This window comes from Microtetraspora niveoalba, assembly GCF_001570405.1.
GTDB lineage: Bacteria > Actinomycetota > Actinomycetes > Streptosporangiales > Streptosporangiaceae > Microtetraspora > Microtetraspora niveoalba.
On record NZ_BBYM01000036.1, the window covers coordinates 1 to 21,424 of the forward strand.

At 72.7% G+C, this 21,424-nt stretch carries 18 protein-coding genes; 10 read left to right on the top strand and 8 right to left on the bottom strand.

From position 1 onward, the window contains the following. Positions 1–158: 158 nt before the first annotated feature. Together hemQ and hemG are read right to left on the bottom strand one after the other, a co-directional pair. Positions 159–860 carry a hydrogen peroxide-dependent heme synthase gene (hemQ, locus tag AWQ70_RS29990; RefSeq protein ID WP_067183601.1) on the bottom strand — a complete coding sequence of 234 codons (702 nt, stop codon included), beginning with the start codon at positions 858–860 and terminating at the stop codon, positions 159–161. A gap of 18 nt (positions 861–878) precedes the next feature. After that, a complete protein-coding gene (gene hemG / locus AWQ70_RS29995) occupies positions 879–2,333 on the bottom strand; it encodes a protoporphyrinogen oxidase (protein WP_067183426.1) in 1,455 nt (484 codons plus the stop codon). Between the two features lie 218 nt (positions 2,334–2,551). Between hemG and AWQ70_RS30000 the strand changes: the two genes are divergently transcribed. After that, a complete protein-coding gene (locus AWQ70_RS30000; RefSeq protein ID WP_067183430.1) occupies positions 2,552–3,568 on the top strand; it encodes a DUF4349 domain-containing protein in 1,017 nt (338 codons plus the stop codon). On the opposite strand, the gene hemE is transcribed toward AWQ70_RS30000, so the two are convergent. Beyond that, entirely contained in the window at positions 3,565–4,602 is a 1,038-nt protein-coding gene (gene hemE / locus AWQ70_RS30005; RefSeq protein ID WP_174552435.1) for a uroporphyrinogen decarboxylase, read from the bottom strand. The two genes, AWQ70_RS30000 and hemE, sit on opposite strands and share 4 nt — an antisense overlap. 516 nt (positions 4,603–5,118) lie before the next feature. Between hemE and AWQ70_RS30010 the strand changes: the two genes are divergently transcribed. Both AWQ70_RS30010 and AWQ70_RS30015 read left to right on the top strand, forming a co-directional pair. After that, positions 5,119–5,715: a DUF3000 domain-containing protein gene (locus AWQ70_RS30010; protein WP_067183437.1), complete on the top strand. Its 597-nt coding sequence runs from the start codon at positions 5,119–5,121 to the stop codon at positions 5,713–5,715. 3 nt (positions 5,716–5,718) lie between these two features. Then, complete coding sequence (locus tag AWQ70_RS30015) at positions 5,719–6,942, top strand: HRDC domain-containing protein (RefSeq protein ID WP_067183440.1); 1,224 nt, start codon at positions 5,719–5,721, stop codon at positions 6,940–6,942. Between the two features lie 72 nt (positions 6,943–7,014). Here AWQ70_RS30015 and AWQ70_RS30020 read toward each other — a convergent pair whose 3' ends face one another. Further along, positions 7,015–8,145 carry a DUF1648 domain-containing protein gene (locus tag AWQ70_RS30020; protein WP_067183444.1) on the bottom strand — a complete coding sequence of 377 codons (1,131 nt, stop codon included), beginning with the start codon at positions 8,143–8,145 and terminating at the stop codon, positions 7,015–7,017. Next, positions 8,142–8,543 carry a GntR family transcriptional regulator gene (locus AWQ70_RS30025; protein WP_067183448.1) on the bottom strand — a complete coding sequence of 134 codons (402 nt, stop codon included), beginning with the start codon at positions 8,541–8,543 and terminating at the stop codon, positions 8,142–8,144. Before AWQ70_RS30025 ends, AWQ70_RS30020 begins: the two co-directional genes overlap by 4 nt. A 67-nt stretch (positions 8,544–8,610) precedes the next feature. On the opposite strand from AWQ70_RS30025, the gene AWQ70_RS30030 reads away from it, so the two are divergent. The 5 genes from AWQ70_RS30030 to AWQ70_RS30050 all read left to right on the top strand — a co-directional run bounded on the left by AWQ70_RS30030 (position 8,611) and on the right by AWQ70_RS30050 (position 14,554). Then, positions 8,611–9,558 carry an ABC transporter ATP-binding protein gene (locus tag AWQ70_RS30030; protein ID WP_245647213.1) on the top strand — a complete coding sequence of 316 codons (948 nt, stop codon included), beginning with the start codon at positions 8,611–8,613 and terminating at the stop codon, positions 9,556–9,558. Beyond that, a complete protein-coding gene (locus AWQ70_RS30035; RefSeq protein WP_067183451.1) occupies positions 9,555–10,349 on the top strand; it encodes an ABC transporter permease in 795 nt (264 codons plus the stop codon). Before AWQ70_RS30030 ends, AWQ70_RS30035 begins: the two co-directional genes overlap by 4 nt. Before the next feature lie 81 nt (positions 10,350–10,430). Continuing rightward, positions 10,431–11,216, top strand: a complete 786-nt coding sequence (locus tag AWQ70_RS30040; RefSeq protein ID WP_067183454.1) for a hypothetical protein — start codon at positions 10,431–10,433, stop codon at positions 11,214–11,216. Between the two features lie 54 nt (positions 11,217–11,270). After that, positions 11,271–12,455 carry a thiolase family protein gene (locus AWQ70_RS30045; RefSeq protein ID WP_067183457.1) on the top strand — a complete coding sequence of 395 codons (1,185 nt, stop codon included), beginning with the start codon at positions 11,271–11,273 and terminating at the stop codon, positions 12,453–12,455. Further along, a complete protein-coding gene (locus AWQ70_RS30050; protein WP_067183461.1) occupies positions 12,452–14,554 on the top strand; it encodes a 3-hydroxyacyl-CoA dehydrogenase NAD-binding domain-containing protein in 2,103 nt (700 codons plus the stop codon). Before AWQ70_RS30045 ends, AWQ70_RS30050 begins: the two co-directional genes overlap by 4 nt. A gap of 104 nt (positions 14,555–14,658) precedes the next feature. On the opposite strand, the gene AWQ70_RS30055 is transcribed toward AWQ70_RS30050, so the two are convergent. Both AWQ70_RS30055 and dxs read right to left on the bottom strand, forming a co-directional pair. Further along, positions 14,659–16,299 carry an amino acid permease gene (locus AWQ70_RS30055; RefSeq protein ID WP_084517965.1) on the bottom strand — a complete coding sequence of 547 codons (1,641 nt, stop codon included), beginning with the start codon at positions 16,297–16,299 and terminating at the stop codon, positions 14,659–14,661. A 104-nt stretch (positions 16,300–16,403) separates the two neighbouring features. After that, on the bottom strand, positions 16,404–18,305 hold the full coding sequence (dxs, locus tag AWQ70_RS30060; protein WP_067183465.1) for a 1-deoxy-D-xylulose-5-phosphate synthase: 1,902 nt from the start codon (positions 18,303–18,305) through the stop codon (positions 16,404–16,406). 156 nt (positions 18,306–18,461) lie between these two features. On the opposite strand from dxs, the gene AWQ70_RS30065 reads away from it, so the two are divergent. Together AWQ70_RS30065 and AWQ70_RS30070 are read left to right on the top strand one after the other, a co-directional pair. After that, positions 18,462–19,241 carry a neutral zinc metallopeptidase gene (locus AWQ70_RS30065; RefSeq protein WP_067183470.1) on the top strand — a complete coding sequence of 260 codons (780 nt, stop codon included), beginning with the start codon at positions 18,462–18,464 and terminating at the stop codon, positions 19,239–19,241. 117 nt (positions 19,242–19,358) lie between these two features. Beyond that, positions 19,359–20,168, top strand: coding sequence for a neutral zinc metallopeptidase (locus tag AWQ70_RS30070; RefSeq protein WP_157530614.1), 810 nt, complete (start codon positions 19,359–19,361; stop codon positions 20,166–20,168). 19 nt (positions 20,169–20,187) lie between these two features. Here AWQ70_RS30070 and AWQ70_RS30075 read toward each other — a convergent pair whose 3' ends face one another. Beyond that, on the bottom strand, positions 20,188–21,387 hold the full coding sequence (locus tag AWQ70_RS30075; protein ID WP_157530628.1) for an ROK family transcriptional regulator: 1,200 nt from the start codon (positions 21,385–21,387) through the stop codon (positions 20,188–20,190). Positions 21,388–21,424 lie beyond the last annotated feature (37 nt).

Here is a 21,424-nt window from a genome sequence, read left to right on the forward strand (position 1 = left end):
CAATTGGTACAGCGAGGTAGATCTTTCCGTACGCCGAGGGCGATCTCGGCCGGTCCTACCCGCCCCGGCGGCGTCGTACGCCAGGTGTTCCCCGGGCCGGAACGCGCGACGCCCGCCGGTGGGACCGGCGGGCGTCCGGATGGAACGCGGCACAGCGGTCAGGGCAGCGCCGCGACCAGCTCGCCGACGGGCTTCCTGCGCCCGGTGAAGAACGGGATCTCCACCCGGGTGTGCCGCCGCGCCTCGGCGCCGCGCAGATGGCGCATGAGGTCGACGATGCGGTGCAGCTCGTCCGCCTCGAAGGCGAGCATCCACTCGAAGTCGTTCAACGCGAAGCAGGCCACGGTGTTCGCCCGCACGTCGGGGAAGTCGCGGGCCATCCTGCCGTGCTCGGCCAGCATGGTCCGGCGCTCGACGTCATCCAGGAGGTACCACTCCAGGGAGCGCACGAACGGGTAGACCGAGACGAACGCCCGCGGCTCCTCCTCCGCGAGGAAGGCCGGGATGTGCGACTTGTTGAACTCCGCCGGCCGGTGCAGCGCCATCGCCGACCAGACCGGCTCGCTGGCGCGGCCGAGCGCGGTGCGGCGGAAGCGCGAGTACACCTCCTGCAGGTCCTCGGCCGCCGGAGCGTGCCACCAGAACATGAAGTCGGCGTCGGCGCGGAACCCGGAGACGTCGTAGCACCCGCGGGTCACGACGTCCTTGCCGCCCGCCTGCGCGAGCAGCTCGTCGACCTCGTCGGCGACGCCCTCGCGGGCCTGGGGAAGCTGGTCGCGCAGCCGGAAGACCGACCACATGGTGTACCGGATCACCTGGTTGAGATCACGCGCCTTGGGACGCGGTGTGCCGTCCGTCATGCGTTCCATTCTGCCGTCTCACCCCTCCGGGTCTTCGGCCGCCCCGGCGGCGTACCGGGCGTCGCCCGCGGCGAGATGGGCCAGGATCTCGGCCGCGGCCGTACGCGCGCCGGCGGCGCACGCCGGCACCCCGACGCCGTCGTAGGCCGCGCCGCAGAGCGCGAGGCCGGGCTGGATGGCCGTCGCCGCGCGGATGCGGGCGACCCGGTCGAGATGGCCCACGTTGTACTGCGGGAGGGAGCCGCCCCAGCGGGTGACCCGGGTGTCCAGCGGGAACGCCGTGACCCCGGTGACCTCGGCCATCTCCGTCACCGCCGCGGCGACCAGGTCGGAGTCGTCCCGCTGCAGGACGTGCTCCTCCCCCAGCCGCCCGATGGAGCAGCGGACCACCACCACGCCGGGGTCGGCCTCGGCCAGGTGCGGCCACTTGATCGTGCTGAAGGTCGCGGCCTTGACCGGCCTGCCCTCGACGGGCGGCACAAGGTAGCCGCTGCCCGACGGCGCCGCGGGGAAGGCGTCCCGCGCGTACGCCAGGGTGACGATGGCCATACTCGCGTACTCGATGCCGGCCAGTTCGGCGGCCGCGCCCGGCACCTCGCGCCGCAGCAGCCGGGACGCGGCGGTCGCGGGCACGGCGAGCACGACGGCGTCGGCCTCGACGATCTCCTCGTCCCTGGTCGGGCCGGTGACGAGCCGCCAGCCGCCCGGGACGCGGATCAGCTCGCGCACCGTCACGCCCGTCCTGATGTCGGCCCCGGACGCCTTGGCGACCGCCTCCGGAAGGCTGCCCATGCCGCTCTTGAGCGTGGCGAAGACCGGCCCCGCGTCCTTGGGAGCCGCCGCGACGATGTCGGCGACGGCCTTCGTCAGGGAACGTTCCGTACGCGCGACGGCCGCGATCTGCGGCATGGTCGCCCGGAGGGACAACATCTCCGAACGGCCTGCGTAGACGCCGCCGAGCAGCGGCTCGACCAGCCGGTCGACGACCTCGCCGCCCATGCGGGCCCGGATGTAGGCCGCCACCGAGACATCCGTGGTGGCCGGGCTCGCGGGGAGGACCCGGTCGAGCGCGGCGCGGGCCAGCCCCGCGGGCGAGAGGACGCGCGAGGCGGCGAGCGCGGCCAGGTCGGACGGCACGCCCATCACCTGGCCCGCGGGCAGCGGGCGGAGCGCGCCCCGCGACAGGATCGACGCGTGCGTCGTGCCCGGATGCACGAGCATGTCCTCGAGGCCGGCCAGCCGGGCCAGCTCCCTGCCCTCGGGCCGGCGGGCCAGCATCGCCTCGGCCCCGGCGTCGACCTCCAGGCCGGCCACCTCCGAGGCGTACAGCTTGCCGCCGATCCGCGGCGCCCCTTCCAGAACGGTGATCCGGATCTCGCGTGCGGCGCCGCGCCGGAGGTGGAGGGCGGCGGCGAGGCCGGCGATGCCACCGCCGACGACCACGACATGGCGCGGAGCTGGGGTTCCTTCCATAGCCGTCAAAGCTACCGCTCAGGGGGCGCGGCTCCGGAACCGGCGTGACCGCGCGTCGCGGGCCGGAACGGGTGCCGGCGCGACCGCGGAACGTCCGCGATCACCGCGCCGCCGCCCCGGCGCCCCCGCTGCGCCCCGTGACCGTGCGGTGCGGAACCCGTGACAGGACCGTGACGCCGGTCGCCGAACCCGCCCTGTCACCGCCCCGTCTTCCGGATATGACCAGATTCCGGTACGGAACGGCCGTCGTCGTCGCGGCGGCCTTCCTGATCGCCGGCTGCGGAGCGAGCGATGGCGGCTCCTCCTCGGCCGTGGCCCGTGACGAGGCCGCCTCCGCCCCCGAGTTCGCCCGCCCGGCCACCGCCGCCACCGCCGCCGCCGGCGGCGGGGCCGGCGCCGACTCCATCGGCGAGGCGGACCGCGCCCCCCAGAAGGCGAAGATCGTGTCCGACGACCGGGCGGTGATCTACACGGCCGAGCTGACCGTCCGCGTCAAGGACGTCGCCGCGGCGTCCGACCAGGCCAAGCAGATCGTGACCGGCGCGGGTGGCTACGTGTCCGAGGAGCGGAGCGACTCCTACTCCCGGCGGGACCAGGCGGTCGTCACCTTCAAGATCCCCCCGGCCCGGTACCCCGACGTGCTCACCCGGCTCGGCCGCGACCTCGGCAAGCGCGAGTCGCTGCACCAGGGCGCGCAGGACGTCACCGAGGAGGTCGCCGACGTCGCCAGCCGGGTGAAGTCGGCGGAGTCCGCGCTCAACCAGTTCCGTACGCTGCTGCGCAAGGCGGAGAAGATCGGCGAGATCCTGGAGATCGAGCGGGAGATCTCCAACCGCGAGGCCGAGCTGGAGGCGCTCCAGGCGCGGCAGAAGGCGCTCGCCGCCCAGACCGGCATGGCGACGGTCACCCTCAGCCTGGCCGGGCCCGCCGCCGTGATCGCCAAGCCGGAGCCGAAGGAGACCGGGTTCCTCGCCGGCCTCCACGCCGGCTGGAAGGCGCTGGTGGGGTCGGTCGAGATCGGCCTCGTCGTGCTGGGCGCGCTGCTGCCCTGGCTCGTCCTGGGCGCCGTCATCGGCCTGCCCTTCATCGCGATCGTCCGCCGCCGCGCCCGCCGTACGGCGTCGCGGGAGCGGCCGCTCCCGGAGCCGGAGCGGGCCCCCGCTGAGCGGGAGCGGGACGAGCCCCGGGGCGGGACCCGGGACGAGCCCCAGGACGAGGCCGGGCCCTCCGCCTAGCGGGCGGAGGCCTCGTGGACGAAGTCGGCAAGCCTCGCGAGCTGGTCGGGGTCCGTGGACGGCAGGACGCCGTGGCCGAGGTTGAAGACGTGCCCCTCGGCCACCCGTCCGCGCTCCAGGACGTCGCGGGCGCGGGTCTCGACGACCTCCCAGGGGGCGAGCAGGACGGCGGGGTCGAGGTTGCCCTGGAGCGCCTTGCCCGCGCCGACGCGCAGCGCGGCGTCGTCGAGCGGCACCCGCCAGTCGACGCCGACGACGTCGGCCCCCGCCTCCCCCATCAGGCCGAGCAGCTCGCCCGTGCCGACGCCGAAGTGGATGCGCGGCACGCCGAGGTCGGCCAGGCCCGCGAAGATCCTGCCGGTGTGCGGCAGCACGTACGACCGGTAGTCGGCCGGGGCGACCGCGCCGACCCACGAGTCGAAGAGCTGGATCGCGGAGGCTCCCGCGGCCACCTGGAGGCGCAGGAAGGCCAGCGTGATCGTGGTGAGCCGGTCCATCAGCTCGTGCCACAGATCGGGCTCGCCGTACATCATCGCCTTGGTGCGGTCGTGGTTCTTCGACGGCCCGCCCTCGATGAGGTACGACGCGAGCGTGAACGGGCCGCCCGCGAACCCGATGAGCGGAACGCGGTCGAGCTCCTTCACCAGCGCCTCGATGGACTCGGTGACGTACGGCACGTCGCCCGGTTCGAGCGGCCGCAGGGCGGCGACGCCCGCGGCGTCCCGGACGGGGCTGCCCACCACGGGCCCGACCCCGGGCACGATGTCGAGATCGACGCCGATGGCCTTGAGCGGGACGACGATGTCGCTGAAGAAGATCGCGGCGTCCGTGGAGTACCGCCGGACCGGCTGCATCGTGATCTCGACGACGAGGTCCGGCGTCGCGCAGGCGGCGAGCATCGAGGTGCCCTCGCGCACCCGGCGGTACTCCGGAAGCGACCGCCCGGCCTGGCGCATGAACCAGACGGGCGTGTGCGGGACGGGCTCGCGGCGGCAGGCGCGGAGGAAGGCTGAGTCGGCAAGATGGGCAGTCACGGTCCCAGCGTCCCATGTCACGGCGCCGGTCCACGCACCGGTCGGGCGTGCCGGAGGTACACTCCGCGCCAAGCATCGGTAAGGTGAAACTCTCCGCTTCACGAGGTTCGCCTCACCGCTCGGCAAAGTGTTCGCAATCGGGGTTCCAGCATCGATTCCAATGCCACTTTCGAGACACGCCGAGCGCGTTGCGGGGAAATGTCGGCGGGACATGTCAACGTCGGAGCAGTCCCGATCACTCGGGACACGACCGTGGATCCGACGAGAGGCCCCGGAGCGATGACGTCGATGTGGAGTTCCCCCGAACACCGCACTGAGCACTGTGCCGGTTGCGGCGCCGAGCGCGCGTTCGAACGGCCGCCCTGCCCCGACGCTCACGACGACCGTCCCGAACGGGTGTGCACGACCTGCGGATTCGCCCTGTTGCTTGCGACGGCCTCGGTTTGATCGGTACGTATGCCCCCCACAGCCATCCCCCTGCTTCGCGCACTCCCGAATCCGGCCTACGCTTCGGCTATGACCCTCGGTGACGCACCCGTGCCTCCGGCCGCCTTCCGGCGGGCGCTGGAGACGTTGCGGCCCGCCAAGGTCAGGCCGGAGATCGAGCTGGAGGACATCCCCGCGCCGCAGCGCCTCGCGCCCTACTCCGGTGCCGTCGGGGCCTCCGTCTACCGGGACGACGACGAGCTCGCCGTCGGCCGGCTGATCATGCTGTTCGATCCGGACGGCCAGCGCGGCTGGGAGGGGCGCTTCCGCCTGGTCGCGTACGTCCGGGCCGACATGGAGCCGGAGATCACGACCGACCCGCTGCTCGGCCCCGTGGCCTGGAGCTGGCTCACCGAGTCGCTCGACGCGCACGGCGCGGCCTACGCCGCGGCCGGCGGCACGGTGACCCGGGCGGTCTCGGAGGGCTTCGGGAACAAGTCCGGCGATCCGGTCACCACCGAGCTGGAGTTGCGGGCCTCCTGGTCCCCCCTGGAGGAGGACCTGTCCGCGCATGCCGCCGCCTGGTGCGACCTGATGTGCCTCGCGGCCGGCATCCCACCCCTTCCACCCGATGTCGCGGCGCTGCGGCTCCGCCCGGCGCGCCGTGACGATCCGAAAGCCCCGTAACTCGTGATCGAACCTGAAGTTCAGCTCTTGTTGGAGCCGCGTGAAGGAATCCCGCCCGTCATCGAGGACGCCTCCGCACTGGCGGCGGTCGTACGCGCCTTCGCCGCCGGCAGCGGCCCGGTCGCGGTGGACGCCGAGCGCGCCTCCGGCTACCGCTACAGCGGCCGCGCCTACCTCGTGCAACTACGCCGTGCCGGGTCGGGCACGGCGCTGATCGACCCGGTGGCCTGTCCCGACCTGACCGCCCTGGACGAGGCCCTCGCCGAGGGCGAGATCGTCCTGCACGCCGCCACCCAGGACCTGCCGTGCCTGACGGAGCTGGGTTTCCGGCCGCGCAAGCTCTTCGACACCGAGCTGGCGGGCCGGCTGCTCGGCTACGAGCGGGTGGGCCTCGGCACGATGGTCGAGGTCGTGCTGGGGCTGCGGCTGGAGAAGGGCCACTCGGCGGCCGACTGGTCGAACCGCCCCCTCCCGGAGGACTGGCTCCGCTACGCCGCGCTGGACGTCGAGGTGCTGATCGAGCTCAGGGACGCGCTGTTCACCGAGCTCGCCTCCAGCGGAAAGCTGGAGTGGGCGCTGGAGGAGTTCTCCTCGATCCTCGCCGCGCCGACCGCCCCTCCGCGCAACGACCCCTGGCGGCGCACCTCGGGCATCCATCGAGTGCGGTCGTTGCGCGGCCTCGCCGTGGTCCGCGAGCTGTGGACGCTGCGCGACGAGATCGCCCGCGAGATCGACCTCGCGCCCGGCCGGGTGCTCCCGGACTCCGCGATCGTGCAGGCCGCGCTGGATCTGCCGCGCACCACGAAGGCGCTCACCGAGATCGCCCCGTTCACCGGCAGGAGCGCGCGCCGTCACCTGCGCGGCTGGCTCGCCTCGGTCACCCGGGGCAGGACGATGCCGGACGCCGAGCTGCCCCAGCCGATGGGGCCGGGCGACGGCCCGCCTCCGGCCAACCGGTGGGCGGACCGCGACCCGGCGGCGGCGCGGCGGCTGGCCGCCGCGCGGGCGGTGGTCGCGGCGCTCGCCGACGAGCACCGGATGCCGACGGAGAACCTGCTGCAGCCGGACGCGGTGCGGCGGCTCACCTGGGAGCCGCCCGCCGACCTGTCGGAGGAGTCGATCGCGGCGCGGCTCGGCGAGCTGGGCGCCCGGCGGTGGCAGATCGGCCTGACGGCCGTCCCGATGGCGAAGGCGCTCCAGCGGCTGGACGCCAGGAGCACCGCCTGACCCTCGTCCGCCTTCCGTGCGGGAGACGCCGGGCGGCGGCCGCCGATGGTGGCCGGCGCCCGGCGTCCCGCCTCAGAAGGCGCTCCGCCGTGCGGGGAGGTCGATGACGCCGAAGGCGGCGAGCAGGCCGGCCACGACCAGGACGGCGATGAGGACCCACGCGACGGGATGCCCGAGGTTGAGCGTCCAGGACGCCCCGATCCGGGCGTGGAGCAGGATCGCGGGGTCGCGGCGGTTCACGTAGACGGTTCCGGCGAGGAACCAGTGCCGGTCGTCGTCGCGCTGCGTGACGCCGGAGTCCTCGTCCTCCTCTCCCGGGAGGGCGGGCAGGCGGTGCCCCGCGTGGCCCACCCGGCTCTCCCACACCAGCCAGGCGACGGCCAGGGCGACGAGCGGCAGGTACGTGACGGCGGTCCAGAACGCCGAGGGGGCGACGAGCGTCCAGAGCTGGAGCGCCGAGACGAACAGGCCAAGGTTGAGGCAGGCCGCGCCGAGCACCGACATCCGGGCGACGCCGCGCAGGTAGACGCGGTACCTGCGGGCCGATCCCACGGGACGCGCGGCGTCGAGGTCGGGGCGGGCGCGCAGCAGGAGCAGCGTCATGGCCGGGATCAGCAGGGTGATCGCGAGCTGGTACAGCACGGGCGTGAACGCGGCCGCCGCGGTGGCGGGTTCCCGCCGGGCGGCGTCGACGCCGAAGCCGGGGAAGCCCGGCAGCGTGGCGGGCAGGTCGCCGTAGCGCCACCAGCCGACGGCCGCGGTGAGGAGCAGGACCGCCGCGGCCGGCAGCGTCCAGGACCAGGGCAGCCGGACCGGGTCGGTCCGGAAGGTGGTGTCCACGGTGACGCCCTGGCGCCGCTCGTCGCTCCACCCGCCGGCCAGCTTGGCCGCGCGCAGCCGGCGGGCGGCCCGCCAGTACAGCAGCAGGTCCGCCACGACGAGGGCCGTGACCGTCGCGCCGACGACGGTCGCGTCCCCTCCAGCCGCGAGGAGCGGCGCGGAGACGAGCGCGGCGCAGACGCCGGCGGCGAGTGCCAGCCTCGCGTAGGCGCGCCGCTGGGCGATCACGGCCGGGTCGGCGGACCTGGCGTGTGACAGGCGCACGCCGAACGGCGTCGTGGGCCCGGCCATCGCGGGCAGGGCCAGCATCAGGCAGGTGGCCAGCACGACCGCGGCCAGGTCCGCGGCGATCAGCGGTGTCATCGCGTCGTCCTTTCTTCGGCGCGGAACCCCGACAACATCGCGGCGCACCGCCGTACGACGTCGTCGCCGCCGAGGCCGTGGACGGTGGCCTCCGCGAGCAGCACGCGCATCCTGTCCTCCCAGTCGTCGGTGAAGCCGGGCTCGGGCGGCCCGGAGCGCGGATCGCGCCGGATCACCGCGCCGCTCTTGCGGTTGACGCGGATGACCCCCTCCTGGCGGAGCAGGTCGTACGCCTTGTTCACGGTGTGGAAGTTGATCCCGAAGTCGGCGGCGAGCTGACGCGTGGACGGCAGCGGGTCGCCCTCCTCCGCCTCTCCGCGGGCGATCGCCTCCACGATCCGGTCCCTGATCTGCTGGTAGATCGGGACCTCGCTGTCGAGATCGAGCGTCAGGTTCACACCTAGGAGCATAGCTGATATACAACTTATAGAACAGATACACCTGATGTGTCAGAAGGAGGGCGGAATGATCCGGATGAAGACCCGCGGCGGCGTGCCGGCGGCGCGGTCATGGGACATCGAGGTGCGCGGCCTGACCAAGACCTTCGGCACCGTGGAGGCGGTCGCCGACCTCGGCTTCACCGTCGCCCCGGGCACGGTGACCGCGTTCCTCGGCCCGAACGGCTCGGGCAAGACGACCACCATGCGCATGCTGCTCGGCCTGGTCACGCCGACCTCGGGCCACGCCACGATCGGCGGGCTGCGCTACGCGGAGCTGCCCCGCCCGGCCGCGACGGTCGGGGCCGTGCTGGACACGTCGGGGTTCCACCCCGACCACACCGCCCGCGACCACCTCGGCGTGTACGCCCGCCTGGGCGGCTTCGCCCCGTCGCGGGTGCGCGAGGTCATGGACCTGGTCGGGGTGACGCCGTTCGCCGGACGCAGGACCCGCGCCCTGTCCACCGGCATGCGGCGGCGGCTGCACCTGGCGACGGCGCTGCTCGGCGACCCCCGCGTGCTGCTGCTGGACGAGCCCGGCAACGGCCTGGACCCCGAGGGCATCGCGTGGCTGCGCCGCTTCCTGCGCGAGCTCGCCGCCGAGGGCCGCACGATCCTGGTCTCCAGCCACGTCCTCAGCGAGGTGGAGCAGATGGCCGAGCACGCCGTCATGATCCGCGGCGGGCGGCTGGTCGCGGCCGGCGCGGTCACCGACCTGTACGGCGAGGCCGCCGTGCGGGTCCGCTCCCCGCAGGCCGGGCCGCTGACCGCCGCCCTGCTGGCCGCCCACCCCGGCGCGGTCCGCGTGGAGACGGTGGAGCCGGACACGCTGCGCGTCCACGGCCTGAGCACGGCCGCGATCGCCGCCGAGGCGACGGCGCGCGGCGTTCCGCTGCACGAGATCACCCCCGAGCGGCCCACGCTCGAACACGCCTTCCTCCAGCTCACCGGAAACAACCAGGGAGACACCCGATGACCGCGCTCGTCTGGGCGGAGCTGCGCCGCCTGGCCGCCACCAGGCTCCCGATGTGGGGAGCGCTCGCCGCGACCGGCAGCGGCGGCTTCGTCGGCCTGCTCGCCCTCATCGGCCCGGAGAACTTCGATCCGCCGATGCCCGGGCTGGAGACGGACGCGAGCGTGCGCGTGCTGCTCGGGCTGCTCGGCCTGTGCGCGTTCGTCCCCGCCCTGCTCGGCACGACCGCCGTGGCCTCCGAGTACCGCCACCGGACGATCACCACGACGGCGCTGTTCGCCCCCAGGCGGTGGACCGCGCTGGCCGCCAAGCTGGCGGCGTACACGATCGCCGGGCTCGCCTACGGGCTGATCGCCGTCACCGTGGCGGGAGCGGCCCTGTTCGGGGCGGCCGCGGTCAAGGGCGTCACGCTCGGCCTGCCCGCCGCCACGGTGCTGGCGCTCCTGGCCAGGATCGCGGTGACGATGGCCGTCTACACGCTGGTCGGCGTGGCGGTCGGCGCCCTGATCCCCAACCAGGTGGCCGCGGCGGCGGTGCTCGGCGCCTACTTCTACATGATCGAGACGGCGCTCCTGCTCATCCCCGGCGTCAAGGAGCTCTATCCCTACCTGCCCGGCGGCGCGACGGCGGCGCTCACCGGGTTCACCTTCCTGACCGAGGCGCTCGCGGAGCAGACGGGCGGGGGCGCCGCCTCGCTGCTGTCCGCCCCGCTCGGCGCCGCCGTGCTGGTCGGGTACGCGCTGGCGGCCGCCGTGATCGCCGTGGTCGCCCCCCTGCGGCGCGACATCACCTGACCCGCGGTGCGCCCGAACGAGATCCCGGGAGATATCCGCGTTTTGGCCCACGAACGCGTGCGGTAACGGCATCATTACGAGATGTCCGCCCTGACACCGCGGCATCGTCCCGCCCCCGACGGGCTGCCCGCGTCCCCCGGATCCGCACGGCTCATCCTCCTGCGCGAGCGGGCGACCGGAGCGCGGCGCGCCGCGCTCCTCGTTCTCGGGATCTCGACGACCCTGCTCGTCGCCGTCCAGCTCCTCGCGGAGCGGGCGGAGACCGGCCGGGCCGCGGCGCCGTACGCGGTGGCGGCGCTCGCGGTGCTCCTCGTGGCGCTGCCCGCGCTGACCGCCAGCCAGGTGTTGTGGGGCATCCGCGAGCAGGAGGCGAGGGTCGGCGAACGCGAGGTCTTCGCGACCAGGAGCCGGCCGGACGCCAGACGCCTGCTGGCGCGGCTGGCGGTGGCGGTCTGCTGGGCGGTGGTGGTGCTGCTGGGGCTCACCGTGCCCCGCCTGTTCACCGACGCCGGCATGTACGGCGCGGCGGACCGGCTGGCGGGCGCGGCCGAGACGCTGGCGATGACCTGTTACATGAGCGGGATGGCGTTCCTGCTGTGGTGGGGCAGGGACGTGATCGTGGCGGCGGCGCGGAGGCAGCCGCCGCCGGACCCGTGGGACGACGCCGTGCCGTCCCGGCCGCGGCGGCGGTGGCGATGGCCGCCGGGCGCGGCGGCGGTCGCGCTGGTCCTCGCGCTGGTCGGCGCCCGCGCGCACCTGTGGGCCCCGGACACCGTGACGGTGCTGGCCCTGGCGGCGGCGGCGCTGGCGGCCTGCGTCGTGGCCGTACGCCGCGGGCCGGGCCGGGCACCCCGCTCCGGGGAGTAGTTACCGATAAGTAGCATTGGTTCGAGAAGCTACCGATCAGTAGGAGCGAACCTCGTGCCTGCGTCCCGTGAAGTCGTCTTCGTCGACGGCGTGCGCACGCCTTTCGGCAGGTCGGGCCCCAAGGGCCTGTACGCCGAGACGCGTGCCGACGACATGGTTGTCCGCGTCATCCGCGAGCTCATGCGCCGCAACCCCGGCCTCCCGCCCGAGCGGGTGGACGAGGTGGCCATCGCGGCCACCACCCAGATCGGCGACCAGGGCCTGACCATCGGCCGCTCGGCCGCGGTGCTGGCCGGCCTGCCCAAGTCCGTCCCCGGCTACGCCATCGACCGGATGTGCGCGGGCGCGATGACCGCCGTCACGACCGTGGCGGGCGGCATCTCGTTCGGCGCGTACGACGTCGCCATCGCCGGCGGCGTCGAGCACATGGGCCGCCACCCGATGGGCGAGGGCGTCGACCCCAACCCCCGGTTCCTGTCCGAGCGACTGGTGGACGGCTCGGCCCTGATCATGGGCATGACCGCGGAGAACCTGCACGACCGCTACCCGTCCATCACCAAGGACCGCGCCGACGCGTTCGCCGTCGCGTCCCAGGAGAAGGCGGCCAAGGCGTACGCCGACGGCAGGATCCAGCCGGACCTGGTCCCGATGGCGGCGCGCAAGGCGGCCGAGGGCTGGGGCCTGGCCACCGCCGACGAGGCGCCGCGGCCCGGCACGACCATGGATGCGCTGCGCGCCCTGAAGACCCCGTTCCGGCCGCACGGCCGGGTCACCGCCGGGAACGCCTCGGGCATCAACGACGGCGCGACCGGCTGCGTCGTCGCCGCCCGCGAGGTCGCCGACGAGCTGGGGCTGCCCGCGCGGATGCGGCTGGTCTCCTACGCGTTCGCGGGCGTCGACCCCGAGGTCATGGGCGTCGGCCCGATCCCGTCGACCGAGCGCGCGCTGCGCCTGGCCGGGCTGTCCATCGACGACATCGGCCTCTTCGAGATCAACGAGGCGTTCGCCGTGCAGGTGCTCGCGTTCCTTGAGCACTTCGGCATCGCCGACGACGACCCCCGGGTGAACCCGTACGGCGGCGCGATCGCCTTCGGCCACCCCCTCGCGTCCTCCGGCGTACGGCTCATGATCCAGCTCTCGCGCGAGTTCGCCGAGCGGCCGGACGTCCGGTACGGCATCACCACGATGTGCGTCGGCATGGGCATGGGCGGCACGGTCATCTGGGAGAACCTCGCATGAGCGACATCGAGACGTACAAGAGCCTGCTGGCGGGCAAGGACACCGGCGAGGTCGTCACCCGGGCCCTGGTCCGCGACGTCGACCTGCCGTACGGCGCGGGCACCATGGCGCTGATCACGCTGGACAACGGGCTCGACCACACCAAGCCCAACACGTTCGGGCCGCAGGGGCTGCTCGCGCTGAACGACGCCCTGGACACGATCGAGGCGCGCGGCGACCTCGCGGCGGTCGGCGTCACCGGCAAGCCGTTCATCTTCGCGGTCGGCGCCGACCTCAAGGGCGCGGCGGCGGTGGCCACGCGCGAGGAGGCCCACGCGATCGGCGCGCTCGGCCACCACGTCTTCCGGCGTCTCGGCGAGCTGGGCATGCCGACGTTCGCGTTCGTGAACGGCGCGGCCATGGGCGGCGGGCTGGAGATCGCGCTGCACTGCTCGTACCGGACGGTGTCGTCCGGGGTGCCCGCCATCGCGCTGCCCGAGTGCTTCCTCGGCCTGGTGCCCGGCTGGGGCGGCACCCAGCTCCTCCCCCGGCTGATCGGCCCGGAGAAGGCCATCAGGCTGATCATCGAGAACCCGCTCTCGCAGAACCGCATGATCAAGGGGCCGGACGCGTACGCGCTGGGCGTCGCGGACGCGATGTTCGAGCCGGCCGACTTCCTCGAGGAGTCGCTGCGCTGGGCGGCCCGGGTGCTGCGCGGCGAGGAGACCGTGGCCCGCGCGCCGTACGAGGGGGACTGGGACAAGGCGGTCGCCGACGCGCGCTTCCTGGTGGACATGAAGCTGCGCGGCGCCTCCCCCGCGCCCTACCGCGCGCTCGACCTGGTCGCGCTGGCGAAGACCGCCTCCCGGGACGAGGGTTTCGCCGCCGAGGACGAGGCGCTCGCCGACCTGCTGATGGGCGACGAGCTGCGCGCCGGGCTGTACGCGTTCGACCTGGTGCAGCGGCGGGCCAAGAAGCCGGCCGGCGCGCCGGACCGGTCCCTCGCCCGCAAGGTCACCAAGGTCGGCGTGGTGGGCGCCGGGCTGATGGCCTCGCAGCTCGCGCTGCTGTTCGCGCGGCGGCTGGAGGTGCCGGTCGTGCTGACCGACCTCGACCAGGCCCGGCTCGACAAGGGTGTGGGCTACGTCCACGCCGAGGTGGACAAGCTGCTCGCCAAGGGCCGGGTCTCGGCCGACCAGGCGGGCCGGATCAAGGCGCTGGTGACGGGGTCGCTGTCCAAGGACGCGTTCGGGGACGCCGACTTCGTGATCGAGGCGGTCTTCGAGGACCTCGACGTGAAGCGCAAGGTGCTGGCCGAGGTCGAGGCGGTCGTCTCGGACGAGTGCGTGCTGGCCACCAACACCTCCTCGTTGTCGATCACCGCGATGGCCTCCGGGCTGCGGCGTCCGGAGCGGGTCGTCGGCTTCCACTTCTTCAACCCGGTGGCGGTGATGCCGCTCCTGGAGATCGTCAGGGGCGAGGCGACGGACGACGCGACGCTCGCCACCGCCTTCTCCGTCGCCAAGACGCTGAAGAAGTCGTCCGTGCTCGTCAAGGACGCCCCCGCGTTCGTGGTGAACCGGCTGCTGACCCGGTTCATGGGCGAGGTCATCGCGTCCGTCGACGAGGGCACCCCGCTGGAGGTCGCCGACCACGCGCTGGACGGCCTCGGCCTGCCCATGACGCCGTTCACGCTGCTCCAGCTCGTCGGCCCGGCCGTGGCGCTGCACGTGGCCGAGACCATGCACACCGCCTTCCCGGACCGGTTCGGCGTGTCGGCCAACCTGGCCGCGCTCGTCTCCGCGGGCAAGCCCGGCGTGTACGGCGCCGACCTCCGGATCGACCCGGAGGCGCGGGCCTTCTTCGAGGGCGGCACGTCGCCGTCCACCGGCGAGGAGGTGCGGCTGCGCGCGCTGCGGGCGCTCGCCGAGGAGATCCGCCTGATGCTCGACGAGGGCGTCGTCGCGGCGGCCCAGGACATCGACCTGTGCATGATCCTCGGCGCGGGCTGGCCGTTCCACACCGGCGGCATCACGCCGTACCTGGACCGTGAGGGCATCTCGGAGGCGGTGACCGGGGCGCGGTTCCTCACCCCCGGCGTGGCCTCCGTCCCCGCCTGATCGGCCTCGGACGTCGTCCGCCCGGGGGCATGGGGGTGGCTCCGGGCGGGCGGCCCGCCCGGTCCCGCCGGTTTCCGGCGGGACCGGGCGATCTCATCCCTCGGTCAGCACTCGCCTTCGCCGGCGGGTTCCGTGCGGTGCCGGTCGGGCCCGAGGCGGTGCCGGCGGCCCTGGTCGGTGCCGGGCGGCATCGGCTCGGCGTTCGAGGCCACCGCGTCCTGCTCGCCGGGGGCGCCCTGCCGGCGGCCGTCACCGGGCCCCCGCTCCCCGTCCGAGGGGTCGCCGGTCAGCCGGGCCCTGCTGTGGCGGGCGCCGTACGCGAAGTAGAGCACGATTCCGGCGATCATCCATACGACGAACCGCAGCCAGGTCTCCACCGGCAGGTTGAGCATCAGGTACAGGCAGGCCAGCACGGACAGGATCGGCAACACCGGGACCCAGGGCGCGCGGAAGGCGCGGGGCAGGTCGGGCCGGGTCCTCCGCAGGATGATCACGCCGATCGACACGACCACGAACGCGAAGAGCGTCCCGATGTTGACCAGCTCGGCGATCGCGGCCAGCGGGATCAGCGCCGCGAGGACCGCCACCACCACCCCGATCACGATCGTGATCACGTACGGCGTGTGGAACCGGGGGTGGACGCGGGCGAGCCCGCGCGGCAGCAGGTTGTCGCGGCACATGGCGAAGAACACCCGGCTCTGGCCGAGCATGAGGATCATCACCACGGTGGTGAGCCCGGCGATGCCGCCCAGGCTGATCACCGTGGCCAGCCATGACTGCCCGACCGCGAGGAACGCGTCTGCGAGCGGCGCGGACTCGCTCAGCTGCGTGTACGGCTGCATGCCGACGACCACCAGGGAGACCGCGACGTACAGGATCGTGCAGATCGCGAGGGAGGCGAGGATGCCGATCGGCAGGTTGCGCTGCGGCTCGCGGGTCTCCTCGGCGGCGGTGGCGACCACGTCGAACCCGATGTAGGCGAAGAAGACGAGCGCGGCGGCGGTGAAGATGCCGAAGACGCCGAAGGCGACCGGCGTGACCCCGAACAGCACCTGGATGAGCGGCGAGGCGAGCCCTCCCCTGGTCTCGATCTCCCGCGCCGGGGGGATGAACGGCTGGTAGTTCTCCGCCTTGAGGAAGAACAGGCCGGCCACGATGACGAGCAGCACCACGCTGATCTTGATGGTGACCATGGCGGCGTTGAAGCGGGCCGAGGTCTTGATGCCCACCACCAGGATGGCGGTGAGCAGCAGCACGATGGCCGCCGCGGGGACGTTCACCACGGCGGTGTCCCCGGCGATGAACGGGGGCAGGTCGATGCCGACGCTGCGCAGCAGCGACGTGAAGTAGCCCGACCAGCCGGAGGCGACCACGGCGGCGGCGAGGGAGAGTTCGAGCGCCAGGTCCCAGCCGATGATCCAGGCGGGGAACTCGCCGATCGTCGCGTACGCGAAGGTGTAGGCGGAGCCGGCGACCGGGACGGTGGCGGCGAACTCCGCGTAGCACAGGGCGGCCAGGCCGCAGGCGACCGCCGCCGCGATGAAGGAGAGCGCCACGGCGGGGCCGGCCGTGGTCTTGGCGGCGACGCCGGTGAGCACGAAGATGCCGGTGCCGATGATGACACCGATGCCGAAGACGGTCAGGTCGAAGGCGTTCAGGGTGCGAACGAGCCGGTAACGCCCACCTTGAGTGTCTTCGATCGACTGCTCGATGGACTTTGTCCGAAAAATCGTCTTCCGGCTCATGCACGGCCCCCGATCTGGCGATGACCTGCAAGGTTCCCGGAAACGCGCGGTTCACGCGCGCTCCCGGGACAGGGGTCACACCTTGCGGGCGCCCGGGACCGGCGTCAGACCTGGCCGGCCGGGTCGTCCTCCAGGACGGGCGAGCGCCGCGCCACCGCCTCGGTGATCTCCCGGGCGAGGTCCTGGGCGGTGAGGCCGATCTCGGAGAGGATCTTGGGCCGCTTCGCGTGGTCGAGGAACCGCTGCGGGATGCCGTACGTGCGCACCGGCACGTCGACGTCGGCGTCGCGCAGCGTCCGGGCGACCGCGTCGCCCACGCCGCCGACCCGGCCGTTGTCCTCGACGACGACCACGAGCTTGTGCTCGGCGGCGACCGGGACCAGCGCCTCGTCGAGCGGCTTCACCCAGCGTGGGTCGACCACGGTGGCCGAGATGCCCTGGGCGTCGAGCAGCGTGGCGGCGTCGAGGCACGTCTCCGCCATCGACCCGACGGCCACCAGGAGCACGTCGGGCTCTCCGGAGCGCAGCACGTCCATCCCGCCGATCTTGCCGACGGCCTCGATGTCGTCGGCGACCGCGCCCTTGGGGTAGCGGACCACGGATGGGCCGTCCTCGATCGCGACGGCCTCGCCGAGCAGCTCGCGCAGCCGTACGGCGTCGCGGGGCGCGGCGACCGACAGGCCGGGGACGACCTGGAGGATCGACAGGTCCCACATGCCGTTGTGGCTCGCGCCGTCGTCGCCGGTGACACCGGAGCGGTCGAGCGTGACGACGACGGGCAGCCGGTGCAGGGCGACGTCCATCAGGAGCTGGTCGAAGGCCCGGTTGAGGAAGGTGGCGTAGAGCGCGACCACGGGGCGCAGGCCGCCCATCGCGAGCCCGGCGGCGGAGGTGAGCGCGTGCTGCTCGGCGATGCCGACGTCGTAGATGCGGTCGGGGTAGGCGTCGGCGAACGGGGCCAGTCCGACGGGGTGCAGCATCGCCGCGGTGATCGCGACGACGTCCTCGCGCCGGGCGCCGAGCCGGACGATCTCCTCGCTGAACACGTCGGTCCAGCTCCGCGGCTTCTTCCGCTCCTCGCCGGTGACCGGGTCGAACGGGCCGGGGCCGTGGAAGCAGTCCTCGTCGTGGTTCTCGGCGGGCTGGTAGCCCTGGCCCTTGCGGGTGAGGACGTGCACGATGACGGGCCCGCCGAAGCCCTTGGCCCTGCTCAGCGCGGCCTCCAGGGCCTCCTGGTCGTGGCCGTCGATCGGGCCGACGTACTTCAGGCCGAGGTCCTCGAACATCACCTGCGGGGCGAGGATGTCCTTGATGCCCTTCTTGACGCCGTGCAGGGCGTCGTAGAACGGCGCTCCGACCACGGGCACCTTGGCCAGGTTCTCCTTGACGAACTCCAGCGCGTCCTCGTACTTCTGCGTCATCCGCAGGGAGGCCAGGTGCGAGGCGAGGCCGCCGATGGTCGGCGAGTAGGAGCGGCCGTTGTCGTTGACGACGATGATCAGCGGGAGGTCCTTGCGCCCCGCGATGTTGTTGAGCGCCTCCCAGGCCATGCCGCCGGTCAGCGCGCCGTCGCCGATGACCGCGACGACCGTGCGGCCGGTCTCGCCGCGCAGCGTGAACGCCTTGGCGAGGCCGTCGGCGTAGGAGAGGGCGGTGGAGGCGTGCGAGTTCTCGATCAGGTCGTGCTCGGACTCGGCCCGGCTCGGATATCCCGACAGGCCGCCCTCCTGGCGCAGCGTGCCGAAGTCGCCGGCCCGGCCGGTGAGCATCTTGTGCACGTACGCCTGGTGTCCCGTGTCGAAGAGGATGGGGTCGCGCGGCGACTCGAAGATGCGGTGCAGGGCGATGGTGAGCTCGACGACACCGAGGTTGGGGCCGAGGTGGCCGCCCGTCTTGGCGACGGACGAGACCAGCAGTTCGCGGATCTCCGCGGCGAGCCGTCGCAGTTGCCCGGCGTCCAGGCGCCTGACGTCCTGTGGGCCCTTCACCGTCTCCAGAATCCCCACGAATCTTCCTTCCCGCTCGCCATCGAACAGGCCGAGTCTAGTTCGAGAACATCGTGACGCCCTCATGGGCGGCAGCGAGACGTCACGCCATTTCACGCAGAATCGATATATTTCCGCTTTACCGGTACTTGACCTTTCCCCTACGCTCCTGATCTCATGCGGAAATCCTTTATCGCGCTGCTCACGGGGCTGATCGTAAGCCTTCTGCTTTCCGGTACGGCCGCCGCCTCCGGTTCTGCTGCACGACCTGTACCCACCGGCAAGGCCGCTCTGACCAAGAACCCCATCTACGCGACGGGCGAGTTCGACTTCACCGAGTGCAAGGAGCTGAACCGCCAGCCCGACGACGTCGACTCGTACAAGATCTATCTCGACCACCTCATGGACTGCCTCAACCTCTCATGGGGTGAGGAGTTCGCGCAGGCGAAACTGACGTTCGCCAAGCCCAAGGTGCGATTCATCACAGCTGCCGCCAAGACGGGATGCGGAAAGTACCCGGCGGGCTACGCGGCCGGCATGTACTGCCCCGTGGACAAGACGATGTGGGTCCTCATCGACAAGCACCAGCTCAAGGACCCGTCCGAGTTCGAGCTGTTCGAGGTGATCGCGCACGAGTACGGGCACTACGTCCAGGACCGGATCGGCGTCCTGACCGCGGTGGACCGGATGACGCGCCGCGCGGGCAAGGCGACGCTCTACGCGTGGAACCGGCGGGTCGAGCTGCAGGCCGCCTGCTTCTCCGGGGCGTTCATCGGCAGCGTGTGGCACTCTCTGGGCCGCGACCAGTGGGACTGGGACGACCTGCTCGACCGCACGCTCGGCGACGTGCTGCACGGCAAGGCCAAGAACATTCGCTACTGGCTCAAGCGCGGCTGGAACGGCAACGGGCCGGGTGTGTGCAACACCTTCTCCGCCCCGGCGTCGAAGGTCGCCTGACCCGCCGCGGCGTACGGCCGACCGGTCCGGCCGGCCGTACCCGTCGTGTCACGATATGTCGAACAAATCATGATCTAACATGTGATTGCGGTCCGGTTGCAATAAGCTCACGTGACCATGCGAAACCCCCTCATCGCAGTGGTCCCGGGACTACTCGCCGGCCTCATCGGCATCGGCGCGGCGCCCGCTTCGGCCACGACCGAGACGGCCACGAGCGCGAAGGCGGCGCAGTCCGCGCAGTCCGCGCCCACGGCCCTGACCAAGAACAAGATCTATCGCTCAGGCATGGCGAAGGAGATCGCCTGTTCCCCCACCCAACCCCGTAAGGGCAGCGCCGCGTCGATCAAGCGGTACCTGCTGCAGGTCGCGAAGTGCAACGACGTGCTGTGGACCCGGCAGTTCAAGGCCGTCGGCTGGCGGTTCAGCCGGCCGCGCGTCGTGGTGACCATGGCCACGCGGTCCCCCTGCGGCAAGCTCACCAACTGGTCCCAGGCCCACTACTGCCCCGACTCCCGGACGATCTACTTCCGCCTGCTCAAGTCGCAGATCAAGGACCCGTTCGCGCTCGTCCTGGCCAAGACCATGGCGCACGAGTACGGCCACCACGTCCAGCAGCGCACCGGGATGCTGACCCAGTACTACATGCTGTACAACCGGACCAAGGGCCGCACGCCGCGCAACCTGCTCAGCCACCGCCTCGAGCAGCAGGCGGAGTGCTTCTCCGGCGTCTTCCTCCGCGCGACCGAGTCCTACCTGCCGGTCGACCCGCGTGAGTACGACTACATGGTGGACTGGGCCGCGAAGAACGCCACGGACACGGCCCACGGCAAGGGCCGCAACCAGGCCTTCTGGCTGGAGCGCGGCTTCAACTCCGCCTCGCCCGCCTCCTGCAACACCTGGACGGCGCCGAACTCCCGCGTCGCCTAAACGTTGAACGTGTCCCGCCTCAGCCGAGGCGGGACAGCACCTCAAGGGGGTCGTCGAGCACCTGGGCGAACGCCAGCTCGGCGGCCCCCACGATCGTCGCGTCGTCTCCCAGCGCCGAGATGCGCAGCCGCAGCCGTTCACGTGACGCCACCAGCGTCGAGGTGTTGATCCGGCTCCTGACCTGGGCGGCCGCGCCGAGATAGAGCTCCCGCAGCACCCCGCCGAAGACGATCATCTCCGGATTGAAGATGTTGATCAGGTTGGCGACGCCGAGGCCGAGCCAGTCGCCGACCCGGTTGAGCGCGTCCCGCGCCCGGACGTCGCCCCGCCCGGCGGCGTCGACGATCGCGCGCACGGCCTCCCTGCCGACGACGTCGCCGCCCCGGCCGGCGAGCTCCATGAGGGCGTCCTCGCCGACCTCGGCCTCCAGGCACCCGCGGGACCCGCAGGCGCAGCGGCGCCCTCCCGGGTTGACGACCATGTGCCCGACCTCGCCGCCGTACCCCGCGAGACCGCCCAGCAACTGCCCGTTCACGACGATGCCGCCGCCGATGCCCACGTCGCCGTGCAGATAGACGAGGTCGCGGCAGCCGACGCCGACGCCGCGCGACTGCTCGGCGACCACGCCCACGTTGCCGTCGTTGCCGACCGTGACGGGCAGGCCGAGCGCGAGCCTCCTGGTCAGCTCCTCGCCGAACGGCGCGTCCCTGAACCCGATGTTGGGGCCGAACCTGACCACGCCGTCCGTCGGCCCGACCGAGCCGCACACGGCGGCGGCCGCCCCGACGCAGACCGTGTCCGGACGGGTCCTGCGGTGCATCTGGCGGGCGAAGCCGGCGAGCGCGGCGACGACCTCCGGCATCCCGAAGCCCTCGCGCGGCCGTACGGCCTCCCGGCGGTCGAGGATCACGCCGCCGAGGCCGACCCGGGCGGCGACCAGCCGGTCCACGCCCACGTCGAAGGCGAGGACGTAGACCCGGGCGGACTCCGGCCGTACGACCAGGGAGGGGCGTCCGGCCCGGCCCGTCTCCCGCGGCAGCTCCTCGCGCACCAGTCCCGCCGACGTCAGCTCGGCGGTGAGCGCCATGATGGTGCTGCGGTTCAGCCCCATGCGGTTGGTCAGCTCGGCCCGGGACGTCGGCCCGCCCAGGTGCACGTGGCGGAGCAGCGTGCCCAGGTTGTGCCTGCGGATCTCCTCCTGGGAGGGACCTGCGCGCATCATCCGTCCGGGCTTCGTCGGGGGTTCATTGTCGTGG